Source organism: Nocardia tengchongensis (genome assembly GCF_054781395.1).
Genome location: NZ_BAAGUM010000013.1, coordinates 165,142 through 181,406, shown reverse-complemented (window position 1 = coordinate 181,406; position 16,265 = coordinate 165,142). Strand labels below are relative to the sequence as shown.

Below are 16,265 nucleotides of genomic sequence, written 5' to 3'. Positions count from 1 at the left end.
CAGGCCGCCCGCGCAGGCCGCCCGCGCAGGCCGCCCGCGCAGGCCGCCCGGGTAGGGCTGCCCCGGAAGGGCTGCTCCGGGAGGGTCGCACGCGGAGGGTTGCCCTGCGAAGGCTGCTCCGGGAGGGTCGCGCGCGGAGGGTTGCCCCGCGAAGGCTGCCCCGGGAGGGTCGCCCGCGGAGGGCCACCCGCGTTGGGCCGCAGGGGCTCGGCCGCTGAGGCCGGGCGATTGACACCCTGTCGCCGGAGCCTCGGGCAGGGGGTCTCCGCGGGTACCGTCGATGATCATGAGCACTCTGCCCGCCGAGACCTCCTCCCTTCGTGAGCGCCTACGCGCGGCGCTTCCCGCCGCCATGAAGTCCCGCGACCGAGACGCCACCGCAGCCCTGCGCTCGGCCCTGGGTGCGATCGACAATGCCGAAGCCGTAGACGGTTCCGACATCCGCGCCGGCGCGATCGAGAGCAGCGCCGTCGGTCTCGGCGTCGCCGAACGCTCCCGTCGCGACCTCACCGAATCCGATATCGCCGACATCGTCCGCATCGAGATCGACGAACGCCTCACCGCGGCACAGGAATACGACGGGCTCTCCGGCGGCGCCGATCGCGCCGCGCGCCTGCGCGCCGAGGCCGCAACCCTCGCGTCCCACCTCGCCGACAACTGACACCGACCCGGCGCCAGGCGACTGGTGCGCTCGCGGCCCCGTTCGCCGACACCGCCGGTCGAGAGATGGGATGGTCGCTCAGCAGGGTCGCAGGGTCTCGATGTATCGCCGGGCGAACCAGCGCTGGATCATGCGGACGATCGGGGCGCCCAGGCGGGTGTACCAGGTGCCCGGGTTCGAGAAGGCGGCGATGATGCCGTGGACCGAGTCGTCGGCAGGGTCGTATTCGACGGCGAACAGTTCTTCGCCGCTCTCGGGGTGGCCGGGGAGGGTGCCATAGGCGAAACCGCGAAGGTTCGGGTCGTCGAGGACGTAGACGACTCGGCAGGGGGCGTTCACGCCGATCGGGCCGAGGGCGAGACGGACGGTGAGTTCGGTGCCCGGCTGTGCGGTCGGGGTGGTGGCGTGCTGAAAGATGCCGGTTCCGCGTTGCATGCGGTAGGCGAGGATCTGCTCGGCGGCGTGGTCGAAAAGCGCTCGGCCGGAACCGATTCGGAGGCGAAGCCGGAAGTGGTCGTAGCCCGCTGGGAACTCGCCCGCGGTCGCGCCGACGTCGGGGTAGGTGAAGGAAGCGGGCTGCTGGGGCATGGACCCATCATGACGCGGGTCCCGATCCGGTTCGGTCGCCGCCGCCCGATCCGGCTCCCGGACCCGGCGATTCCGAGGCGTGCGGGGTTCACGTCCTCCCCGTTCGCGAGTGGTTTCAGTCGGATCGGCGCGCGGTGGATCAGGCCCAGTGGGTCGAGGTACTCGCCGTCGCGGCGGGCACCCCAGTGCAGGCAGGGCGAACAGGGGGTGTGGCCGGTCTCCAGTACACCGATGACCGTGCCGCGGGAGAGCCTGCGCCCCACGGTGATCGAAGCGGTGACCGGTTCGTAGGTGGTGCGAAGCCCGCCCGCGTGATCGATGGACACAACCGGTTTCCCGGCCACCGTGCCCGCGAAGGCCACGACGCCTTCCCCTGCCGCAAGCACGGCTTGGCCACCGCTACCGGCCAGGTCCACACCGCGGTGCCCTGGCAGCCAGTCGTGATCGGGCTTGTCGAAAACCCGCACGACGGCGGGTCGCGGCGTGAGCGGCCACCCGAAGTCGCCGGTCGGCGCGGTCGAGCTGAGCGGGGCGGATGAGCCGGGCGCGGCGAGGACGGCGGCCGACAGACAGAACGCAACTGTCACACACAGCCCGGTCACCTCTCGCCTGCGCGACGTTGGCACGAGCGAAAGCGACTGGCTGGGACCAGGATCGGAACGATTCGACGGCATGCCATACAGCCTGCGCCCGCTGAATTCACTGCGGGAGAGCCTCTTCGGCGAGTGTGGACAACACGCCCAATTGTGAATAGCGCCAACCTCAGTCGCGATCCCGCACGTACTGAATCATCGGCCCCAGTACTCCCGGCACGCTGTCGAACGCTGTCATCCCGAGCCTCTCGACGACGGCCCGCGACGCCACATTGCCCACGTCGACCTCGGCAAGCACCCGATCCAGCCCCAGCACCTCGAACGCGTAGCCCAGCACCGCCGCGGCGGCCTCACTCGCCAGCCCTCGCCCCCACCGCGTGGGATCGAGGCTGTACACGACCTCGAGGTCAGGTCCACCGTCCAGTTCTCGCAGTCCGGCGGTCCCGAACAACGGCGCGCCGACGCCGTCCCGCACCACCCAGAGCCCGAAATTCGCGGCGGCGAAACTCTTCTCGGAATTGGTGATGACGTCGGTGACGTAGGCGTCGGAAAGGAACTCGCCGTCGAAGAGGAATTCACACACTTCCGGCATGCGCCACAGCGCCAGAAGTTCGTCGTGGTCGCTCGCGCGCACCGGTGTCAGCACGAGTCGCGAGGTCCGCAGCATTTACTCACGGTAGGCCGCTGACCTGCGGTTGCGCATCCGGTTTTCGGTCGTCCCCGGGCCCGATTTCGGTATGACGGCACTGCTGCGTAAACTGATTCAGCGGTTTGCGTTAACGCCGACCGACTTCGCGCGCCCACAGTGAGTGTCGCCGGCTGGTCCCCCTGACTTCTTCCAGAGGGTTCCGGTGGCCGTGGGCGCCAGGGCAGGGATCGCCGATTCCTGTGTCAACCAGCAACGAGAGGAAGTTACGGAGCCATGGCTGTCGTAACAATGAAGCAGCTGCTCGACAGCGGCGCGCACTTCGGTCACCAGACCCGCCGGTGGAACCCGAAGATGAAGCGGTTCATCTTCACCGACCGCAACGGCATCTACATCATCGATCTGCAGCAGACGCTGACCTACATCGACAAGGCCTACGAGTTCGTCAAGGAGACCGTTGCCCACGGCGGCACCGTCCTCTTCGTCGGCACCAAGAAGCAGGCCCAGGAGTCGATCGCTTCCGAGGCGACCCGCGTCGGCATGCCCTACGTGAACCAGCGCTGGCTGGGCGGCATGCTCACCAACTTCTCGACCGTCCACAAGCGCCTGCAGCGCCTGAAGGAGCTCGAGTCGATGGAGCAGACCGGCGGTTTCGAGGGTCGCACCAAGAAGGAAATCCTCATGCTGACGCGTGAGAAGAACAAGCTCGAGCGCACCCTGGGCGGCATCCGGGACATGGCCAAGGTTCCCTCGGCCATCTGGGTTGTCGACACCAACAAGGAGCACATCGCCGTCGGCGAGGCTCGCAAGCTGAACATCCCGGTCATCGCGATCCTGGACACCAACTGCGACCCCGACCTGGTCGACTACCCGATCCCGGGTAACGACGACGCGATCCGTTCGGCCGCGCTGCTGACCAAGGTCGTCGCTTCCGCCGTCGCCGAGGGTGTGCAGGCTCGTGCCTCGCGCGCCGGTGGCGACTCGAAGCCGGAGGCCGGCGCGGGCGAGCCCCTCGCCGAGTGGGAGCAGGAGCTGCTGTCGCAGGCCGCCCCGGCCGCCGACGCTGCTGCCGAGGCCCCCGTGGAGACCGCTGCCGAGGCGGAGCTGAAGGAAGAACCGGCCACCAAGACCCCGGCCGACTTCTGATCCACCGCCGCGAGGCATCTGTTCACCTTGCCGACCGCTCTCGTTCGATGACGGTCGGCAAGGTGTGACCACCACAGACTTTCACTCACACAGGGAGGCTCGCCCGAGATGGCGAACTACACCGCCGCCGATGTGAAGCGGCTCCGCGAGCTCACCGGCTCCGGCATGATGGACTGCAAGAAGGCGCTCGAGGAGAACGCGGGCGACTTCGACAAGGCTGTCGAGTTCCTGCGTATCAAGGGCGCCAAGGATGTCGGCAAGCGTGCTGAGCGCGCCACCGCCGAGGGCCTGGTCGTCGCGCAGGACGGCGTCCTGATCGAGATCAACTCCGAGACCGACTTCGTGGCCAAGAACCAGGAGTTCCAGGACGTCGCGAACGCCATCGTGGCCGCCGCCGCGAAGGCCCGCCCGGCCGACCTGGACGCCCTGAAGGCGGTCGAGGTCGACGGCAAGACCGCCGACCAGGTGCTGCAGGAGCTGGCCGCCAAGATCGGCGAGAAGCTCGAGCTGCGTCGCGTCGCCGTCTTCGACGGTCAGACCACCGTCTACCTGCACAAGCGTGCCACCGACCTGCCCCCCGCCGTGGGTGTCCTGGTCGAGTACACCGGCTCCGACGCCGATGCGGCCCGTGCCGCCGGCATGCAGGTCGCCGCTCTCAAGGCCAAGTACCTCACCCGCGAGGACGTCCCGGCCGAGCTCGTCGCCAAGGAGCGCGAGATCGCCGAGGCGACCGCCAAGGAAGAGGGCAAGCCGGAGGCCGCGCTGCCGAAGATCGTCGAAGGCCGCGTCAACGGTTACTACAAGGACGTCGTCCTCCTGGAGCAGGCTTCGGTCACCGACTCCAAGAAGACCGTCAAGGCCCTGCTGGACGACGCCGGTGTCGCGATCACCCGCTTCGCCCGCTTCGAGGTCGGCCAGGCGTAATCGCCTGAATGCTCGAAAAGGCCCCTCGCTCATCGGTTTCCGATCAGCGAGGGGCCTTTTTGCGCTGTCCGTGCGGCCGGATTCGGGACGGTCAGGAGCAATTTCCGTGGCAGGGGTCCGTCGAGGGCGGCCGGAGATTCCACTCGATCAATGAGATGAGCAGCGAGACGCCGTACAGGGGGATATCCACGAGGGCGCTTCCGGTGGGGACGGTCGTGGTGTCCGCACTGGAGACCGGCGCCGCGCTCGGAGTGTCGGCCGTGGCGGGCCCTGCCTCGACAATGAGGGCTGCCGTGAGGGCGACGGCTGCCAGTCCGATTCGGGCGGTTCGTTTTTCGCTCACGACGCACATCCCGGGGCGACATACCACTCGCCGGTGATCAAGCTGAGCACCAGTGCGGCCGCGCCGGCCAGCGGGGTGTTCACGTGGGTGCCGTCCAGGCCCTGGCAGGGCACGTAGTCGAGGGCGGTCAGGATCGAGCGCGCGAACGGGTCCAGCGCGTGGCCGCTGCCGCTGGCCGAACCCGAGAACGATCCGCCGCCTCCGGTGCCGGTGGTGCCGTTCTCCCGCTGACCGCTGCCGGTCGCGAGGCCGGCGATGTCGGACGGACTCGAGGAGATGGGCGTCAGCGGGATGTCGGCCATGGCGGGGCCGGTCGCGGCGGCCGCGCCCATCGCGAGCGCGGCGAGTCCGGCTCGAATCGTGCGGTTCTTGGTGTTCACGGGCCGAAAGATATGCGAAATACCGTTGTTTGAAAGATGATCGAGCGCCCCCGGTTTCCGGGGCGCTACTTCCCGGGGGCATAGCTCCGCGATAGCTGAGCTGGTTGCCGGGGGAAGTCTCGCGCGCCCACAATGTCACCAATAGATGGGCCGTAACGAGGGTCGCCTCACGCTCGTCACCCGTCGTGAGGCAGGATGGACGGAGCTTTGTTGCCGTCCCGTGCAATTCGTCGGCCGGGATGGTCTTTTCATGTGCCTGTGCACGCTCGAACGTCTGGACAAGGAGACCGATGACGGACCCGGATACCGCCCCCGATCGCAAGGGCTATCGCCGAGTGCTCCTCAAGCTGGGTGGCGAGATGTTCGGCGGTGGCCGTGTCGGTCTCGACCCGGATGTGGTGCAGGCGGTCGCGGAGCAGATCGCGGAGGTCGTCGAGGACGGCGTCCAGGTGGCCGTGGTGATCGGCGGCGGTAACTTCTTCCGTGGCGCCGAGCTCGAGGAGCGCGGCATGGAGCGGGCCCGCTCGGACTACATGGGCATGCTCGGCACCGTGATGAATTCCCTTGCGCTGCAGGATTTCTTGCAGAAGCAGGGCATTGATACCCGCGTGCAGACCGCCATCACCATGGGTCAGGTCGCGGAACCGTACCTGCCGCTGCGCGCCAAGCGGCATCTGGAGAAGGGCCGCGTCGTCATCTTCGGCGCGGGCATGGGCATGCCGTACTTCTCCACCGATACCACCGCGGCGCAGCGGGCCCTGGAGATCGGCGCGGAAGTGGTGCTCATGGCCAAGGCCGTCGACGGCGTCTACAGCGCTGACCCGCGTGAGGACCCCGACGCCACCCTGTACACCCAGATCACCCACAAGGAAGCGCTGGAGCGTGGCCTCAAGGTCGCCGATGCCACCGCTTTCAGCCTGTGTATGGACAACCAGATGCCGATGCTGGTGTTCAATTTGTTGACCAAGGGAAATATCGCCCGCGCCGTCGCCGGTGAGAAGATCGGCACCCTGGTCCGGTCGTGACCGACGACAAGAACCATGACGCAGTGGAGGAAACGCCGTGATTGAAGAAGCGCTCTTCGACGCCGAGGAAAAGTTCGAGAAGGCCGTCTCGGTGGTGAAGGACGACCTGGCCTCGATCCGGACCGGTCGCGCGAATCCTGGCATGTTCGCGCGCATCGTGGTCGAGTACTACGGCTCGATGACGCCGATCACCCAGATCTCCTCGATCACCGTGCCCGAGCCGCGCATGGTGGTGATCAAGCCTTACGAGCAGGCGCAGATGCAGCCGATCGAGACCGCGATCCGCAATTCGGATCTCGGGGTGAACCCCACCAACAACGGTGACATCATCCGGGTCTCGATCCCGCAGCTCACCGAGGAGCGGCGCCGGGAAATGGTCAAGCTGGCCAAGTCCAAGGGCGAGGACGCCAAGATCTCGATCCGCAACGTGCGCCGCAAGGCCATGGAAGAGCTGGGCCGCATCCAGAAGGACGGCGAGGCCGGCGAGGACGAGGTCGGTCGCGCCGAGAAGGAACTCGACAAGACCACCCAGAAGTATGTCGCGCAGATCGACGAGCTGGTGAAGCACAAAGAGGGCGAACTGCTCGAGGTCTAGGACGGCCGAGCTTCGGCCGGGGGTAGGGACGAACGGACGACAAGTGAGCGACGGGACAATCGTGGCCGAAGAGATTGCCGCCACCGGCGAGCTTCCGGAGGAAGCCGCACCGCCGACCGAAACGACGGGCACGACTTCGGCCGTGCCGGAGCATGCCAGTGGGTCGGGTAGTGACGCGGCGGCCACATCGGAGGGCACGCCGAGCGCGCCCGCGTCGAAGGCGGGCCGCAATCTGCCGGCGGCGCTGGCGGTCGGATTCGGGCTGGGGTTGTCCCTCATCGCGATCCTGCTGTGGGCGCCCAAGGTGCTCGTCGGTGTGATCGCGGTGGCGGTAGCGGTGGCCACCTGGGAGGTGACCAAGCGGCTGCGTGAGGCCGATGTGCTGGTGCCGCGCATCCCGCTGCTGATCGGCGGGCAGGCGGTGGTCTGGCTGGCCTGGCCGATCGGGCCGCAGGGCGTGCTGGGCGCGTTCGGTGCGACGGCGCTGACGTTGATGGTGTGGCGGCTGTTCGACCACGGTTTGCGCGCCACTCCGCGAAACTACTTGCGCGACACCGCGATCTCGGTGTTCACGCTCACCTGGATTCCGCTGCTGGCGTCGTTCGCGGTGCTCATGCTGTCCGAGGACAAGGGCAACCTGCGGGTGCTGTCCTTCATGATCCTGGTGGTCTGCTCCGACGTGGGCGGCTACGTGGCGGGCGTGCTGTTCGGCAAGCACCCGATGGTGCCGCACATCAGCCCGAAGAAGTCCTGGGAGGGCTTCGTCGGTTCGCTGGTGTTCTGCGTGATCGGCGGTCTGCTCACGGTGACGCTGCTGCTGCAGGCGAATTCGATGATCGGCGTGCTGCTGGGCGTCGGGCTGGTGCTCGTGGCCACCAGCGGCGACCTGATCGAATCGCAGGTCAAGCGGGAGCTGGGGATCAAGGACATGGGGACGCTGCTGCCCGGGCACGGCGGCATCATGGATCGCCTGGACTCCATGCTGCCGTCGGCCTTCGTGGCGTGGCTGGTGCTGACCGCCCTGCTGTAGTTATCCGGCCTTCTTGGCCGCGCGGCGCAGTTGCAGGAGGCGGTAGCCGCCGATCAGCGACGTGAACAGCGCGCCCGCGATGACCGACAACAGCACCAGCACGCCGATGGGCAGGTTCCAGTCCCAGGCGAAGACGTTGACCCTGACCTGCTCCAGGTTCTGCAGGATGAAGACCAGCACCGCGACGCCCAGCAGCGCGGCGATGACCAGACCGGCCCACGCGTAACCGGCGCGGGTCCTGGGCACACCTTTGTGCTTCGATTTGCCCTGGCTCGGGGTCGGGTCCGCCCCGGAGTCTGGCGCGGCTGTTGTCATAGCCAAATGGTATGTGACGAGCGCATCGCACCCCGCGGCTCCGAACGCGTGTTTCGGATGGAACACTGGAAGGGTTATGACTACCCCTTTGCCCCTCGTTTTCGATGCCCCTCGCCGCGGCATGCCGCCCCGGCATCTCGCCGACCTCGATTCGCAGGAGCGCAAGGCGGTGGTCGAGGAACTCGGCCTGCCCAAATTCCGCGCCGACCAGATCGCGCGGCAGTACTACGGCCGCCTGGTCGCCGACCCCGAGCAGATGACCGACCTGCCCGAGGCGATGCGCGCCAAGGTCGCCGAGGCCCTGTTCCCGCGGCTGCTCACCGAGATCCGGCACATCGAATGTGACGACGGCACCACCCGCAAGTCCCTGTGGCGGGCCAATGACGGCACCCTGCTCGAATCGGTGCTCATGCGCTACACCGACCGCAACACCCTGTGCATCTCGTCGCAGGCCGGGTGCGGCATGGCCTGCCCGTTCTGCGCCACCGGCCAGGGCGGCCTGAACCGCAACCTGTCCACCGCCGAGATCGTCGACCAGGTTCGTGCCGCCGCGGCCGCCCTGCGCGACGGCGAGGTCGCCGGTGGTCCGGGTCGGCTGTCCAACATCGTGTTCATGGGCATGGGTGAGCCGCTCGCCAACTACAAGCGGGTGGTGAACGCGGTCCGCCGCATCACGTCGCCGGCCCCGGAGGGTTTCGGTATCTCGCAGCGGTCGGTGACGGTGTCCACCGTCGGTCTCGCTCCCGCCATCCGCAAGCTCGCCGACGAGGACATGTCGGTGCGACTCGCTGTCTCCCTGCACACTCCCGACGACGAGCTGCGAGACACCTTGGTGCCGGTCAACAATCGCTGGCCGGTCGCCGAAGTCCTCGACGCCGCACGCTATTACGCGGACAAGTCGGGTCGCCGGGTGTCGATCGAGTACGCCTTGATCCGCGACATCAACGATCAGGGCTGGCGTGCCGACATGCTCGGCAAGAAGCTGCACAAGGCGCTCGGTCCGCTGGTCCACGTCAACCTGATCCCGCTCAACCCGACACCGGGCAGCAAGTGGGACGCCAGCCCGAAGCCGGTCCAGGACGAGTTCGTCCGCCGTGTCCAGGCCCAGGGCGTCACCTGCACCGTCCGCGACACGCGCGGCCAGGAGATCGCCGCCGCCTGCGGCCAGCTCGCCGCGGAAGGCTGACCACGCCGTCGAGTCCCAGCGGATATCCGGCCAAGTCGGGTATCCCGCATGACTTTCCATGCCAGCGAACAGCTGGTTACGACCCAGACGGCCAGGTCACCGGGTAATATCACCCCGCTGGATAGGCTCAGCGTTTTGTTGCAGCACCTTTCGATGCAGATCGATCTCACCGCAGATTGGGAGCGTTGATGGCACTTTCCGAACTATTTTGGCCCGGTCGACTTCGATCGGCCGGGGCGCGCTGATGGCCATCACCGATGTGGCGGCCTACACCCACCTGACATCCGACGATGTTCGCGAGTTCGGAGACCGGCTCGAGGAGATCCGGCGATCGGTGGAGCAAGACCTCGGTGACCGCGACGCCCGGTACATCAGGAACCTGATCAGGGTCCAGCGGACGTTCGAGGTCGGCGCGCGGCTGGTGCTCCTCGACTCCGGCAGACGGAGCAGTTGGTGGCTCGGCACCGGACTTTTGTTCTTGTCCAAGGTGATCGAGAACATGGAAATCGGACACAATGTCCTGCACGGCCAGTGGGACTGGATGAATGACCCCGAGATACATTCGTCGGTCTGGGAATGGGATCACCCGATGCCGGCGGCGCACTGGAAGAAGGCGCACAACTACCAGCATCATGTTTTCGCCAATGTGATCGGGATGGATCCCGACGAAGGGTACGGGCTGCTGCGCGTCACTCGCGATCGACGTTGGCGCCCCTACCATCTGGGCAACGCTGTCTACGTCCTGCCGGTCTCGATGCTCTACGAGTTCGGGATGTGCATCTATCACCTGGAGATCCCGAAGGTCGTAGCGGGACGCAAGGATCCGCAGGAGCTCCGGGGGGCCGGCGCCGAGATTCTCCGCAAGGCGAGCAAACAGGTCTTCAAGGACTACGTCGCCTTCCCCGCATTGTCGATGCGGAACTGGAAATCGACCGTTCGCGCCAATCTGACCGCCAACGTCGCGAAGAACATGTGGGAGCAGATCGTCACCTTCTGCGGCCATTTTCCCGACGGCGCCGAGAAATTCACCCGACGTGATCTGGCCACCGAAACCCGCGGTGAGTGGTATCTCCGGCAGTTCCTCGGAAGCGCGAACTTCCCGGCCGGTCCGGTCGGGAGAATCTTGACCGGGTCATTGGGATACCAGATCGAACACCACTTGTTCCCGGACCTGCCGAGCAACCGTCTGCCGGATGTCGCCCCGCAAGTCCGGGACCTCGCCGAACAGTACGGGCTGCCTTACACCTGCCGAAGTATCGTCGTGCAGTATCTGCTCACTCTGCGCACCATCGTGAAACTGTCCTTGCCGGACCGATTTCTCCGGCTCGATGCCGACAGCGCACCCGAAACCACGTCGGAATTTGCTTCGGAGCGGAGGGCGCACGCGAGTTCCGGTCGCCGGTGAACTCGGCTCTCGCGCCGGCCGGGAGCAGTACCGGCACGGGGTGCCTACACTCGACCGGTGGATCTGCACATGCGACACCTGCGCTACTTCGTGGCGGTAGCCGAGGAGCTGAACTTCACCCGCGCGGCGCAGCGGATGCATGTGGCCCAGCAAGCCTTGAGCGCACAGATCAAGCAGCTCGAGCAGATGGTCGGGGTGACCTTGTTCGTGCGCAGCACGCGCAATGTGGAGCTGACGGCCGCCGGGGCCGCGTTCTTGACGGATGCGAGGGCGCTGCTGGCGGCCTCGGACACCGCGGTGGAACGGGCGCGTGCGATTCAGAGCAGTGAGCGGGAACGACTGGCGGTGGGCTTCCTGGAGGGCGCGGCGCTGACGCTCACCGATCCCATCCTGTCCGCGTTCCGGCAGCGCCATCCGGGAGTGCGACTGGACCTGCGGCAGTTCGCCTACGACGATCCCTCGGCCGGGCTGGCCGACGGCCAGGTGGACGTGGCGTTCGTCCGCTTGCCGATCTCGACGCCCGATCTCGACTTCGCACCCCTCTTCAGTGAACCGGTGGTGATCGCGCTGCCTCGGTCGCATCGGCTGGCGGCGGCACCGGTGGTGGCGGCGCGCGAGCTGCTGGCCGAACCCCTGCTGGGGTCGGCGTGTGCCGACCGGACCTGGAATGCGTTCTGGGAGCTCGATTCTCATCGGGGTGGGCGGCCCGCGCCGGTGGTGTCCCGATCCACCACCCTGCTCGAGGAAATGCACAAGGTGATGACCGGACTCGGGATCGTGGTCACCGTCGCGGCGTGCCGATGGCTGACCTTCCCCGGCGTGGCGTTGGTGCCGATCGCCGACGCGGCGCCGAGCCGGGTCGCGGTGGGCTGGCGGCGCGACCGGGCGTCGGAGCTGGTCCGCTCGTTCGCGGAGATCGCCCGGACGGTGCGCGACGATCACCCGGACCTGGTGCGGGCGGTGGCCGAACCCGACTTCGGCGACCCGACGCCGCCGGTGTCGTTGCGGTGAGGATTCACAGCCGCGTTTTGTCGATTGCCCGGATTCGGATGTTTCCCCGCGGCGAACGGCGGTCCTAGCGTTTGCCGCATGAGTCGATCCATGTGGCGGAACTTCGCGGGTGACCAACAGTGTCACCCGCGTGCGGTCGAGCGCCCGGCCGACGCGGCCGAGCTGGCCGGCGCGCTCGAACGCGCCGACCGCCGCGGCGATGTCGTGCGGGTCGCGGGGTCCGGGCATTCGTTCAATGACGCGGTGCTCACCGACGGCACGCTGATCACCCTGGAGGGCATGAACCGGGTCCTCGACATCGACCGCTCCTCCGGTCTGGTGCGCTGCGAGGCCGGGATCTCGTTGGGCGCGCTGAGCGCCGAGATGTGGGAGCAGGGACTGGCTTTCGCCAACCTCGGCGACATCGATGTGCAGTCCGTCGCGGGCGCCACCGCCACCGGCACCCACGGCGCCGGCGTCGGCCTGCCGAATCTGTCGGCGAGCCTGCGATCGATCGAATTGATGCTGGCCGACGGCACGCGTATGGAGGTGGACGCCGACACCGACCCGGAGGCCTACCGCGCCGCGCGGGTGAGCCTGGGCGCGCTCGGCGTGGTCAGCGCCGTGACCCTGCAAGCGGTGCCGGCGTTCACGCTGTCGGGTGTGGATACCGTGGCGCCGCGCGTGGAGGTGCTGGAGCGACTCGACGAATTGGCCGACGGCAATGATCATTTCGGCTTCTTCGCCTTCGCACACAGTCCGCTGGCGATGACCAAGACCTGGAATCGGACGCCGGAAGCACCACGGCCGCTGTCGAAATCGGCCGAATGGTTCCACGACGAACTGCTCACCAACTACGCCTTCTGGGGTGTGTGCCGACTCGGACGGGCACGTCCGCAGTGGATTCCGGCCTTGAATCGGTGGTGTACCAAGCTTTCCGGCAGTACCCGTCGCGTCGATCGCTCCTACCGGATCTTCGCGACACCACGCCGGGTGCCGATCACCGAGATGGAATACGCCATCCCGCGCGAGCATGCCGCCGACGCGGTGCGGCAGGTCCTGGCACTGGCCGAACAGCCGCGCTTCGATGTCCCGGTGCCGATCGAGGTGCGCTTCGTCGCACCCGACGATGCCTTCCTCAGCCCGGCCGGGAACCGCGCCAGCTGCTACATCGCGGTGCACCAGTTCGAGAAGATGGCGTGGGAGCCCTATTTCGGTGCCGTGGAACAGATCATGCGCGGCTTCGGCGGCCGCCCGCATTGGGGCAAACGGCATTTCCGGACCGCCGTCGACCTGGCGCCGGAGTACTCGGACTGGGACCGGTTCGCCGCAGTGCGTGACCGCCTGGACCCGGGCCGGCGCTTCACCAACGCCTACGTCGCACGCGTGCTGGGGGAGTGACGTGCCGCTGCTGCATGATCGTTACCCGGAGCTGCGCGATACCCTGCCGCACCTGTCGCTTGGAGCCGCGCCGACACCACTGCGCCGACTGCCGGCGTTCCCGGGCGCCGAGACCGAGATCTGGATCAAGGACGAAGGCGTCTTCGGCGACGGCGGCTGGGGTGGCAACAAGGTTCGAAAACTGGAGTGGCTGCTGCCCGATGTCGTGCGCCGGGGCCGGCGAACGATCCTCACCGTCGGCGGGCTGGGCACCAACTGGGGGCTGGCCGCCGCGCTGTATGCGGGTGAGCACGGGCTGGCCACCGTCCTGGCCCTGGTCGACCAGCCGGTCGACGAGCATGTGCGAGCCCAATTGGACCGTCTCCGGAATTCGGGCGCCACGGTGTATTTCACTCATACGGTGGCACGCACCGCACTGAGCGTCCCGGGTTTGCTGGTGCGTCACCGTACCGGGTGGACGCCACCGTATCTGTTGCCCGCAGGGGGCTCGTCGCCGGTTGGGGTGCTCGGCTACGTCGAGGTCGGATTGGAACTCGCGGCCCAGGTCGAGGCCGGGATCATGCCCGAACCCACACATATCGTCACCGCCGTCGGCTCCGGCGGCACCGCCGCCGGGCTCGCGCTGGGGCTCGCGCTGGCCGGGCTGCGCACCTGCGTGGTGGGCGTGGTGGTCAATGACAAACTACGGCTCGACCAGCGCGGCCTGCTGCGTGCGGCCCGGCGCGCCGAAGGGCTGCTGCGTGCCCGCGGCGCGCGTCTGCCGGATCCGGTTCTCAGCGCGGACCGACTGCTGCTGGTCCGCGATCAGCTCGGCCCCGGCTATGGTCATTCGACCGAATCTGGCCGGGCCGCAAGGACATTGGCCCTGGAGTACGCCGATCTCGAGCTGGAGCCCGTCTACACCGCCAAGGCCATGGCCGCGGTCCTGGACCTCGACCGGCGGCGGGTATTCGGCGGCGGGCCGATCGTCTATCTGCACACCGACGGCCCGCGGTGAGATCCGGCACGTGTTCGACCCGGTCCAGGGTGCCACCCGCATCGTCCGCGACACGCGCGGCCGGGTGCTGGTGGTTAGCCGGACCTCGTCGATTTGGGCCGCGCGGTAGCTGATCTTCCTACACTTGCATGATGGCGGATGCCTGCCGGGCATCCGATCGGCCGAGGGAGTGCACCGATGCCCATCTTGCAGTCCACGACGACCACCGTTGCTTCTTTCGCCATCGTGATCGACGGCCACGAAATCGCTTCGTTCTCGGATTTGGGCGGCATCGTGTCGGAGATCGAACCGGTGGCCTACCTCGAGGGCGGTGGCGGCGGTCCGATCCAACTGCCGGGGAAGGTCAAGCCGCCCCAGGTCGTGTTGCGCAAGGGCCGGACCGGCGGCGCGGAACTGTGGGCGTGGCACGAGTCGGCGCGCATGGGCCAGATGGCGGTGGCGCGCCGCAGTTGCACGCTGGCGATGTACGACGACCGGGGGAACCGGGTGGCGAGCTACGAGCTCGAGCACGCGTGGCCGTCGAAGATCGAGGTGTCCGCGGTGCGGTCCGGTCCGAGTGAAGTCCTGTACGACAGTGTCACGCTGGTGTGTGAGAACCTGCAGCGCATCACCGTCTGACGCCGTCGAGGGTGGCGCACGCCACGGTCTCGACTTCGCCGATTCCCTTCGCCGCCAAGACTGTTGACCTAGCGTTTGCTTCATGCTGCAACAACCGCTCGTCGGACACGTCAACGAAGCCGATATCCCCTGGGTGTGGGCCGGCGACGTGGGCCTGCAACTGCTTCGCGTCTCCCCGTCCGGTTTCGTGCTGCGCAACCGTTTCAAGGCCGGCTTCAGCCTGCCCACGCACAAGCACACCGGCGCGGTGAACGCCTACACCTTCTCCGGCGACTGGTACTACGCCGAGCAGGGCATCCACTACACCGCGGGCACCTTCATCCACGAGCCCGCCGGCTCCACCCACACCCTCACCGTCGCCGAGGATTCCGACGTCCTGTTCATCGTCGAGGGCGCGTTCATCGACCTCGACGCCGATGGCAATGTCACCGGCGTCGTCGACTCGAAGACCATCCAGGACGCTTACTTCGCCCTGTGCGACGTCGCCGGCGTCGAACGCCCCACCGGCATCCTCGAATAGCGGTCGCGGGTCAGAGGGTGGCGACCATCTTCTGAGCCGTGGCGGCGTGGCCGTACTGGTTCGGATGGAATTGGGCGCCTTCGCCGTTGTCGACCGAGGTGCCGTTGACCCAGCGGTCCGGGACGGCCTCGCAGACGTCGTGGCCGTCGTAGAGCTCGTAGGTGCTGAAGTAGGTGGTGCCGGGCTGGGAACGCAGCATCGTGTTGAGGCCGCCGACCACGGATTCGCGGATCCAATCGACGTCGCCGGTCAGGACCGGCTGGCGGCCCGCGCACAGGGATGCGTTGTCGGGCAGGATCTTCGGATACCCGACCAGCACGATGCGCGCCTGCGGAGCCTGGGTCCGGATGGCGGCCAGCAGCTGGGCGAGTTTGGCGGCGGTCATCGACAGCCGTCCCGGCATCTCCGCGCCGTACTTGTTCTTGCAGCCCGCCACCACTTCGGCGACCGCGCCCGCGCTGCCGCTGGCGCTGCCCGTCGCGAGACTGCCGGTGCCGCTGCCGGTTCCGAGGGTGCCCGCGAGCACGCAGTCCTTCACCAGCTGACCGAACCCGATGTCGTTGCCGCCGACGCCCAGGGTGACCAGGGTGGTGTCGGCGGTGACGGCCGGCAGCTGGCTGCTGGTCACCGTGTCGATGGTCGCGCCCCCACAGGTGACGTCGGTGAGGGCGTAGCCGCGCTGCGCCGCGAACAGGTGCGCGTAATTACGATCCGAGCGCGAGCACGGCTTGTCGAGAATGTTGGAGATCCCGACACCCGCCGCGTACGAATCACCCAGCGCCACATACTTTCCGCTGTCGGCGGCGGCCGGAGTGATGCTGGTCAGGGTGCCGGCGGCGATGATCGCGACCGCGGACAGGCAGTGCTTCAGTTTCACGAATGTTCCTGGTGACGGAGCTGGA

At 67.6% G+C, this 16,265-nt stretch carries 18 protein-coding genes and 1 pseudogene; 13 read left to right on the top strand and 6 right to left on the bottom strand.

Features of this window, described 5'->3' with window-relative positions; translation table 11 throughout:
- Positions 1 to 286 precede the first annotated feature (286 nt).
- Positions 287 to 661, top strand: coding sequence for a GatB/YqeY domain-containing protein (locus ACYVKL_RS26455; protein WP_379171783.1), 375 nt, complete (start codon positions 287 to 289; stop codon positions 659 to 661).
- 78 nt (positions 662 to 739) lie between these two features.
- On the opposite strand, the gene ACYVKL_RS26450 is transcribed toward ACYVKL_RS26455, so the two are convergent.
- From ACYVKL_RS26450 to ACYVKL_RS26440, 3 genes and pseudogenes are all read right to left on the bottom strand, one after another.
- Positions 740 to 1,249 carry a DUF1990 family protein gene (locus tag ACYVKL_RS26450; RefSeq protein WP_379171781.1) on the bottom strand — a complete coding sequence of 170 codons (510 nt, stop codon included), beginning with the start codon at positions 1,247 to 1,249 and terminating at the stop codon, positions 740 to 742.
- A 161-nt stretch (positions 1,250 to 1,410) separates the two neighbouring features.
- Positions 1,411 to 1,923, bottom strand: a pseudogene (locus ACYVKL_RS26445) (M23 family metallopeptidase); the annotation flags it as partial.
- Positions 1,924 to 2,011: 88 nt separating this feature from the next.
- Positions 2,012 to 2,509 carry a GNAT family N-acetyltransferase gene (locus tag ACYVKL_RS26440; RefSeq protein WP_379171779.1) on the bottom strand — a complete coding sequence of 166 codons (498 nt, stop codon included), beginning with the start codon at positions 2,507 to 2,509 and terminating at the stop codon, positions 2,012 to 2,014.
- 255 nt (positions 2,510 to 2,764) lie between these two features.
- Here ACYVKL_RS26440 and rpsB point away from each other — a divergent pair, with 255 nt between their 5' ends.
- Both rpsB and tsf read left to right on the top strand, forming a co-directional pair.
- On the top strand, positions 2,765 to 3,634 hold the full coding sequence (rpsB, locus tag ACYVKL_RS26435; RefSeq protein ID WP_213557002.1) for a 30S ribosomal protein S2: 870 nt from the start codon (positions 2,765 to 2,767) through the stop codon (positions 3,632 to 3,634).
- Between the two features lie 108 nt (positions 3,635 to 3,742).
- On the top strand, positions 3,743 to 4,558 hold the full coding sequence (gene tsf, locus ACYVKL_RS26430; protein WP_379171777.1) for a translation elongation factor Ts: 816 nt from the start codon (positions 3,743 to 3,745) through the stop codon (positions 4,556 to 4,558).
- Positions 4,559 to 4,897: 339 nt separating this feature from the next.
- On the opposite strand, the gene ACYVKL_RS26425 is transcribed toward tsf, so the two are convergent.
- Positions 4,898 to 5,281, bottom strand: coding sequence for a hypothetical protein (locus tag ACYVKL_RS26425; RefSeq protein WP_379171774.1), 384 nt, complete (start codon positions 5,279 to 5,281; stop codon positions 4,898 to 4,900).
- A 290-nt stretch (positions 5,282 to 5,571) separates the two neighbouring features.
- Between ACYVKL_RS26425 and pyrH the strand changes: the two genes are divergently transcribed.
- The 3 genes from pyrH to ACYVKL_RS26410 all read left to right on the top strand — a co-directional run bounded on the left by pyrH (position 5,572) and on the right by ACYVKL_RS26410 (position 7,931).
- Complete coding sequence (gene pyrH, locus ACYVKL_RS26420; protein ID WP_213556999.1) at positions 5,572 to 6,306, top strand: UMP kinase; 735 nt, start codon at positions 5,572 to 5,574, stop codon at positions 6,304 to 6,306.
- A gap of 37 nt (positions 6,307 to 6,343) precedes the next feature.
- Positions 6,344 to 6,901, top strand: coding sequence for a ribosome recycling factor (gene frr, locus ACYVKL_RS26415; protein ID WP_213556998.1), 558 nt, complete (start codon positions 6,344 to 6,346; stop codon positions 6,899 to 6,901).
- Positions 6,902 to 7,043: 142 nt separating this feature from the next.
- Positions 7,044 to 7,931, top strand: a complete 888-nt coding sequence (locus ACYVKL_RS26410; RefSeq protein ID WP_379172072.1) for a phosphatidate cytidylyltransferase — start codon at positions 7,044 to 7,046, stop codon at positions 7,929 to 7,931.
- Here the strand turns inward: ACYVKL_RS26410 and ACYVKL_RS26405 are convergent, their stop codons facing one another.
- On the bottom strand, positions 7,932 to 8,246 hold the full coding sequence (locus ACYVKL_RS26405; RefSeq protein WP_379171771.1) for a LapA family protein: 315 nt from the start codon (positions 8,244 to 8,246) through the stop codon (positions 7,932 to 7,934).
- A gap of 76 nt (positions 8,247 to 8,322) precedes the next feature.
- Here ACYVKL_RS26405 and rlmN point away from each other — a divergent pair, with 76 nt between their 5' ends.
- The 7 genes from rlmN to ACYVKL_RS26370 all read left to right on the top strand — a co-directional run bounded on the left by rlmN (position 8,323) and on the right by ACYVKL_RS26370 (position 15,363).
- Positions 8,323 to 9,432 (top strand): dual-specificity RNA methyltransferase RlmN, encoded by a 1,110-nt coding sequence (rlmN, locus tag ACYVKL_RS26400; RefSeq protein ID WP_213556996.1) that lies wholly within the window; start codon positions 8,323 to 8,325, stop codon positions 9,430 to 9,432.
- A gap of 58 nt (positions 9,433 to 9,490) precedes the next feature.
- A complete protein-coding gene (locus tag ACYVKL_RS26395) occupies positions 9,491 to 10,837 on the top strand; it encodes a fatty acid desaturase family protein (RefSeq protein ID WP_379171769.1) in 1,347 nt (448 codons plus the stop codon).
- Between the two features lie 57 nt (positions 10,838 to 10,894).
- Complete coding sequence (locus ACYVKL_RS26390) at positions 10,895 to 11,848, top strand: LysR substrate-binding domain-containing protein (protein ID WP_379171767.1); 954 nt, start codon at positions 10,895 to 10,897, stop codon at positions 11,846 to 11,848.
- Between the two features lie 78 nt (positions 11,849 to 11,926).
- Positions 11,927 to 13,228 carry a D-arabinono-1,4-lactone oxidase gene (locus ACYVKL_RS26385; RefSeq protein ID WP_379171765.1) on the top strand — a complete coding sequence of 434 codons (1,302 nt, stop codon included), beginning with the start codon at positions 11,927 to 11,929 and terminating at the stop codon, positions 13,226 to 13,228.
- Position 13,229: 1 nt separating this feature from the next.
- A complete protein-coding gene (locus tag ACYVKL_RS26380) occupies positions 13,230 to 14,225 on the top strand; it encodes a 1-aminocyclopropane-1-carboxylate deaminase/D-cysteine desulfhydrase (protein WP_379171763.1) in 996 nt (331 codons plus the stop codon).
- A 177-nt stretch (positions 14,226 to 14,402) separates the two neighbouring features.
- Positions 14,403 to 14,843 carry a phage tail protein gene (locus ACYVKL_RS26375; RefSeq protein ID WP_379171761.1) on the top strand — a complete coding sequence of 147 codons (441 nt, stop codon included), beginning with the start codon at positions 14,403 to 14,405 and terminating at the stop codon, positions 14,841 to 14,843.
- Between the two features lie 82 nt (positions 14,844 to 14,925).
- Positions 14,926 to 15,363 carry a 2,4'-dihydroxyacetophenone dioxygenase family protein gene (locus ACYVKL_RS26370; RefSeq protein ID WP_213556993.1) on the top strand — a complete coding sequence of 146 codons (438 nt, stop codon included), beginning with the start codon at positions 14,926 to 14,928 and terminating at the stop codon, positions 15,361 to 15,363.
- Between the two features lie 10 nt (positions 15,364 to 15,373).
- Here ACYVKL_RS26370 and ACYVKL_RS26365 read toward each other — a convergent pair whose 3' ends face one another.
- A complete protein-coding gene (locus ACYVKL_RS26365) occupies positions 15,374 to 16,240 on the bottom strand; it encodes an SGNH/GDSL hydrolase family protein (protein WP_379171759.1) in 867 nt (288 codons plus the stop codon).
- Between the last annotated feature and the right edge of the window lie 25 nt (positions 16,241 to 16,265).

Excerpts from the sequence above, each read along its gene's own strand:
- ACYVKL_RS26455 (WP_379171783.1), top strand. The coding sequence starts at position 287 with ATGAGCACTCTGCCCGCCGAGACCTCCTCCCTTCGTGAGCGCCTACGC.
- ACYVKL_RS26450 (WP_379171781.1), bottom strand. The coding sequence starts at position 1,249 with ATGCCCCAGCAGCCCGCTTCCTTCACCTACCCCGACGTCGGCGCGACC.
- ACYVKL_RS26440 (WP_379171779.1), bottom strand. The coding sequence starts at position 2,509 with ATGCTGCGGACCTCGCGACTCGTGCTGACACCGGTGCGCGCGAGCGAC.
- rpsB (WP_213557002.1), top strand. The coding sequence starts at position 2,765 with ATGGCTGTCGTAACAATGAAGCAGCTGCTCGACAGCGGCGCGCACTTC.
- tsf (WP_379171777.1), top strand. The coding sequence starts at position 3,743 with ATGGCGAACTACACCGCCGCCGATGTGAAGCGGCTCCGCGAGCTCACC.
- pyrH (WP_213556999.1), top strand. The coding sequence starts at position 5,572 with ATGACGGACCCGGATACCGCCCCCGATCGCAAGGGCTATCGCCGAGTG.
- ACYVKL_RS26405 (WP_379171771.1), bottom strand. The coding sequence starts at position 8,246 with ATGACAACAGCCGCGCCAGACTCCGGGGCGGACCCGACCCCGAGCCAG.
- rlmN (WP_213556996.1), top strand. The coding sequence starts at position 8,323 with ATGACTACCCCTTTGCCCCTCGTTTTCGATGCCCCTCGCCGCGGCATG.
- ACYVKL_RS26395 (WP_379171769.1), top strand. The coding sequence starts at position 9,491 with ATGCCAGCGAACAGCTGGTTACGACCCAGACGGCCAGGTCACCGGGTA.
- ACYVKL_RS26385 (WP_379171765.1), top strand. The coding sequence starts at position 11,927 with ATGAGTCGATCCATGTGGCGGAACTTCGCGGGTGACCAACAGTGTCAC.
- ACYVKL_RS26375 (WP_379171761.1), top strand. The coding sequence starts at position 14,403 with ATGCCCATCTTGCAGTCCACGACGACCACCGTTGCTTCTTTCGCCATC.
- ACYVKL_RS26370 (WP_213556993.1), top strand. The coding sequence starts at position 14,926 with ATGCTGCAACAACCGCTCGTCGGACACGTCAACGAAGCCGATATCCCC.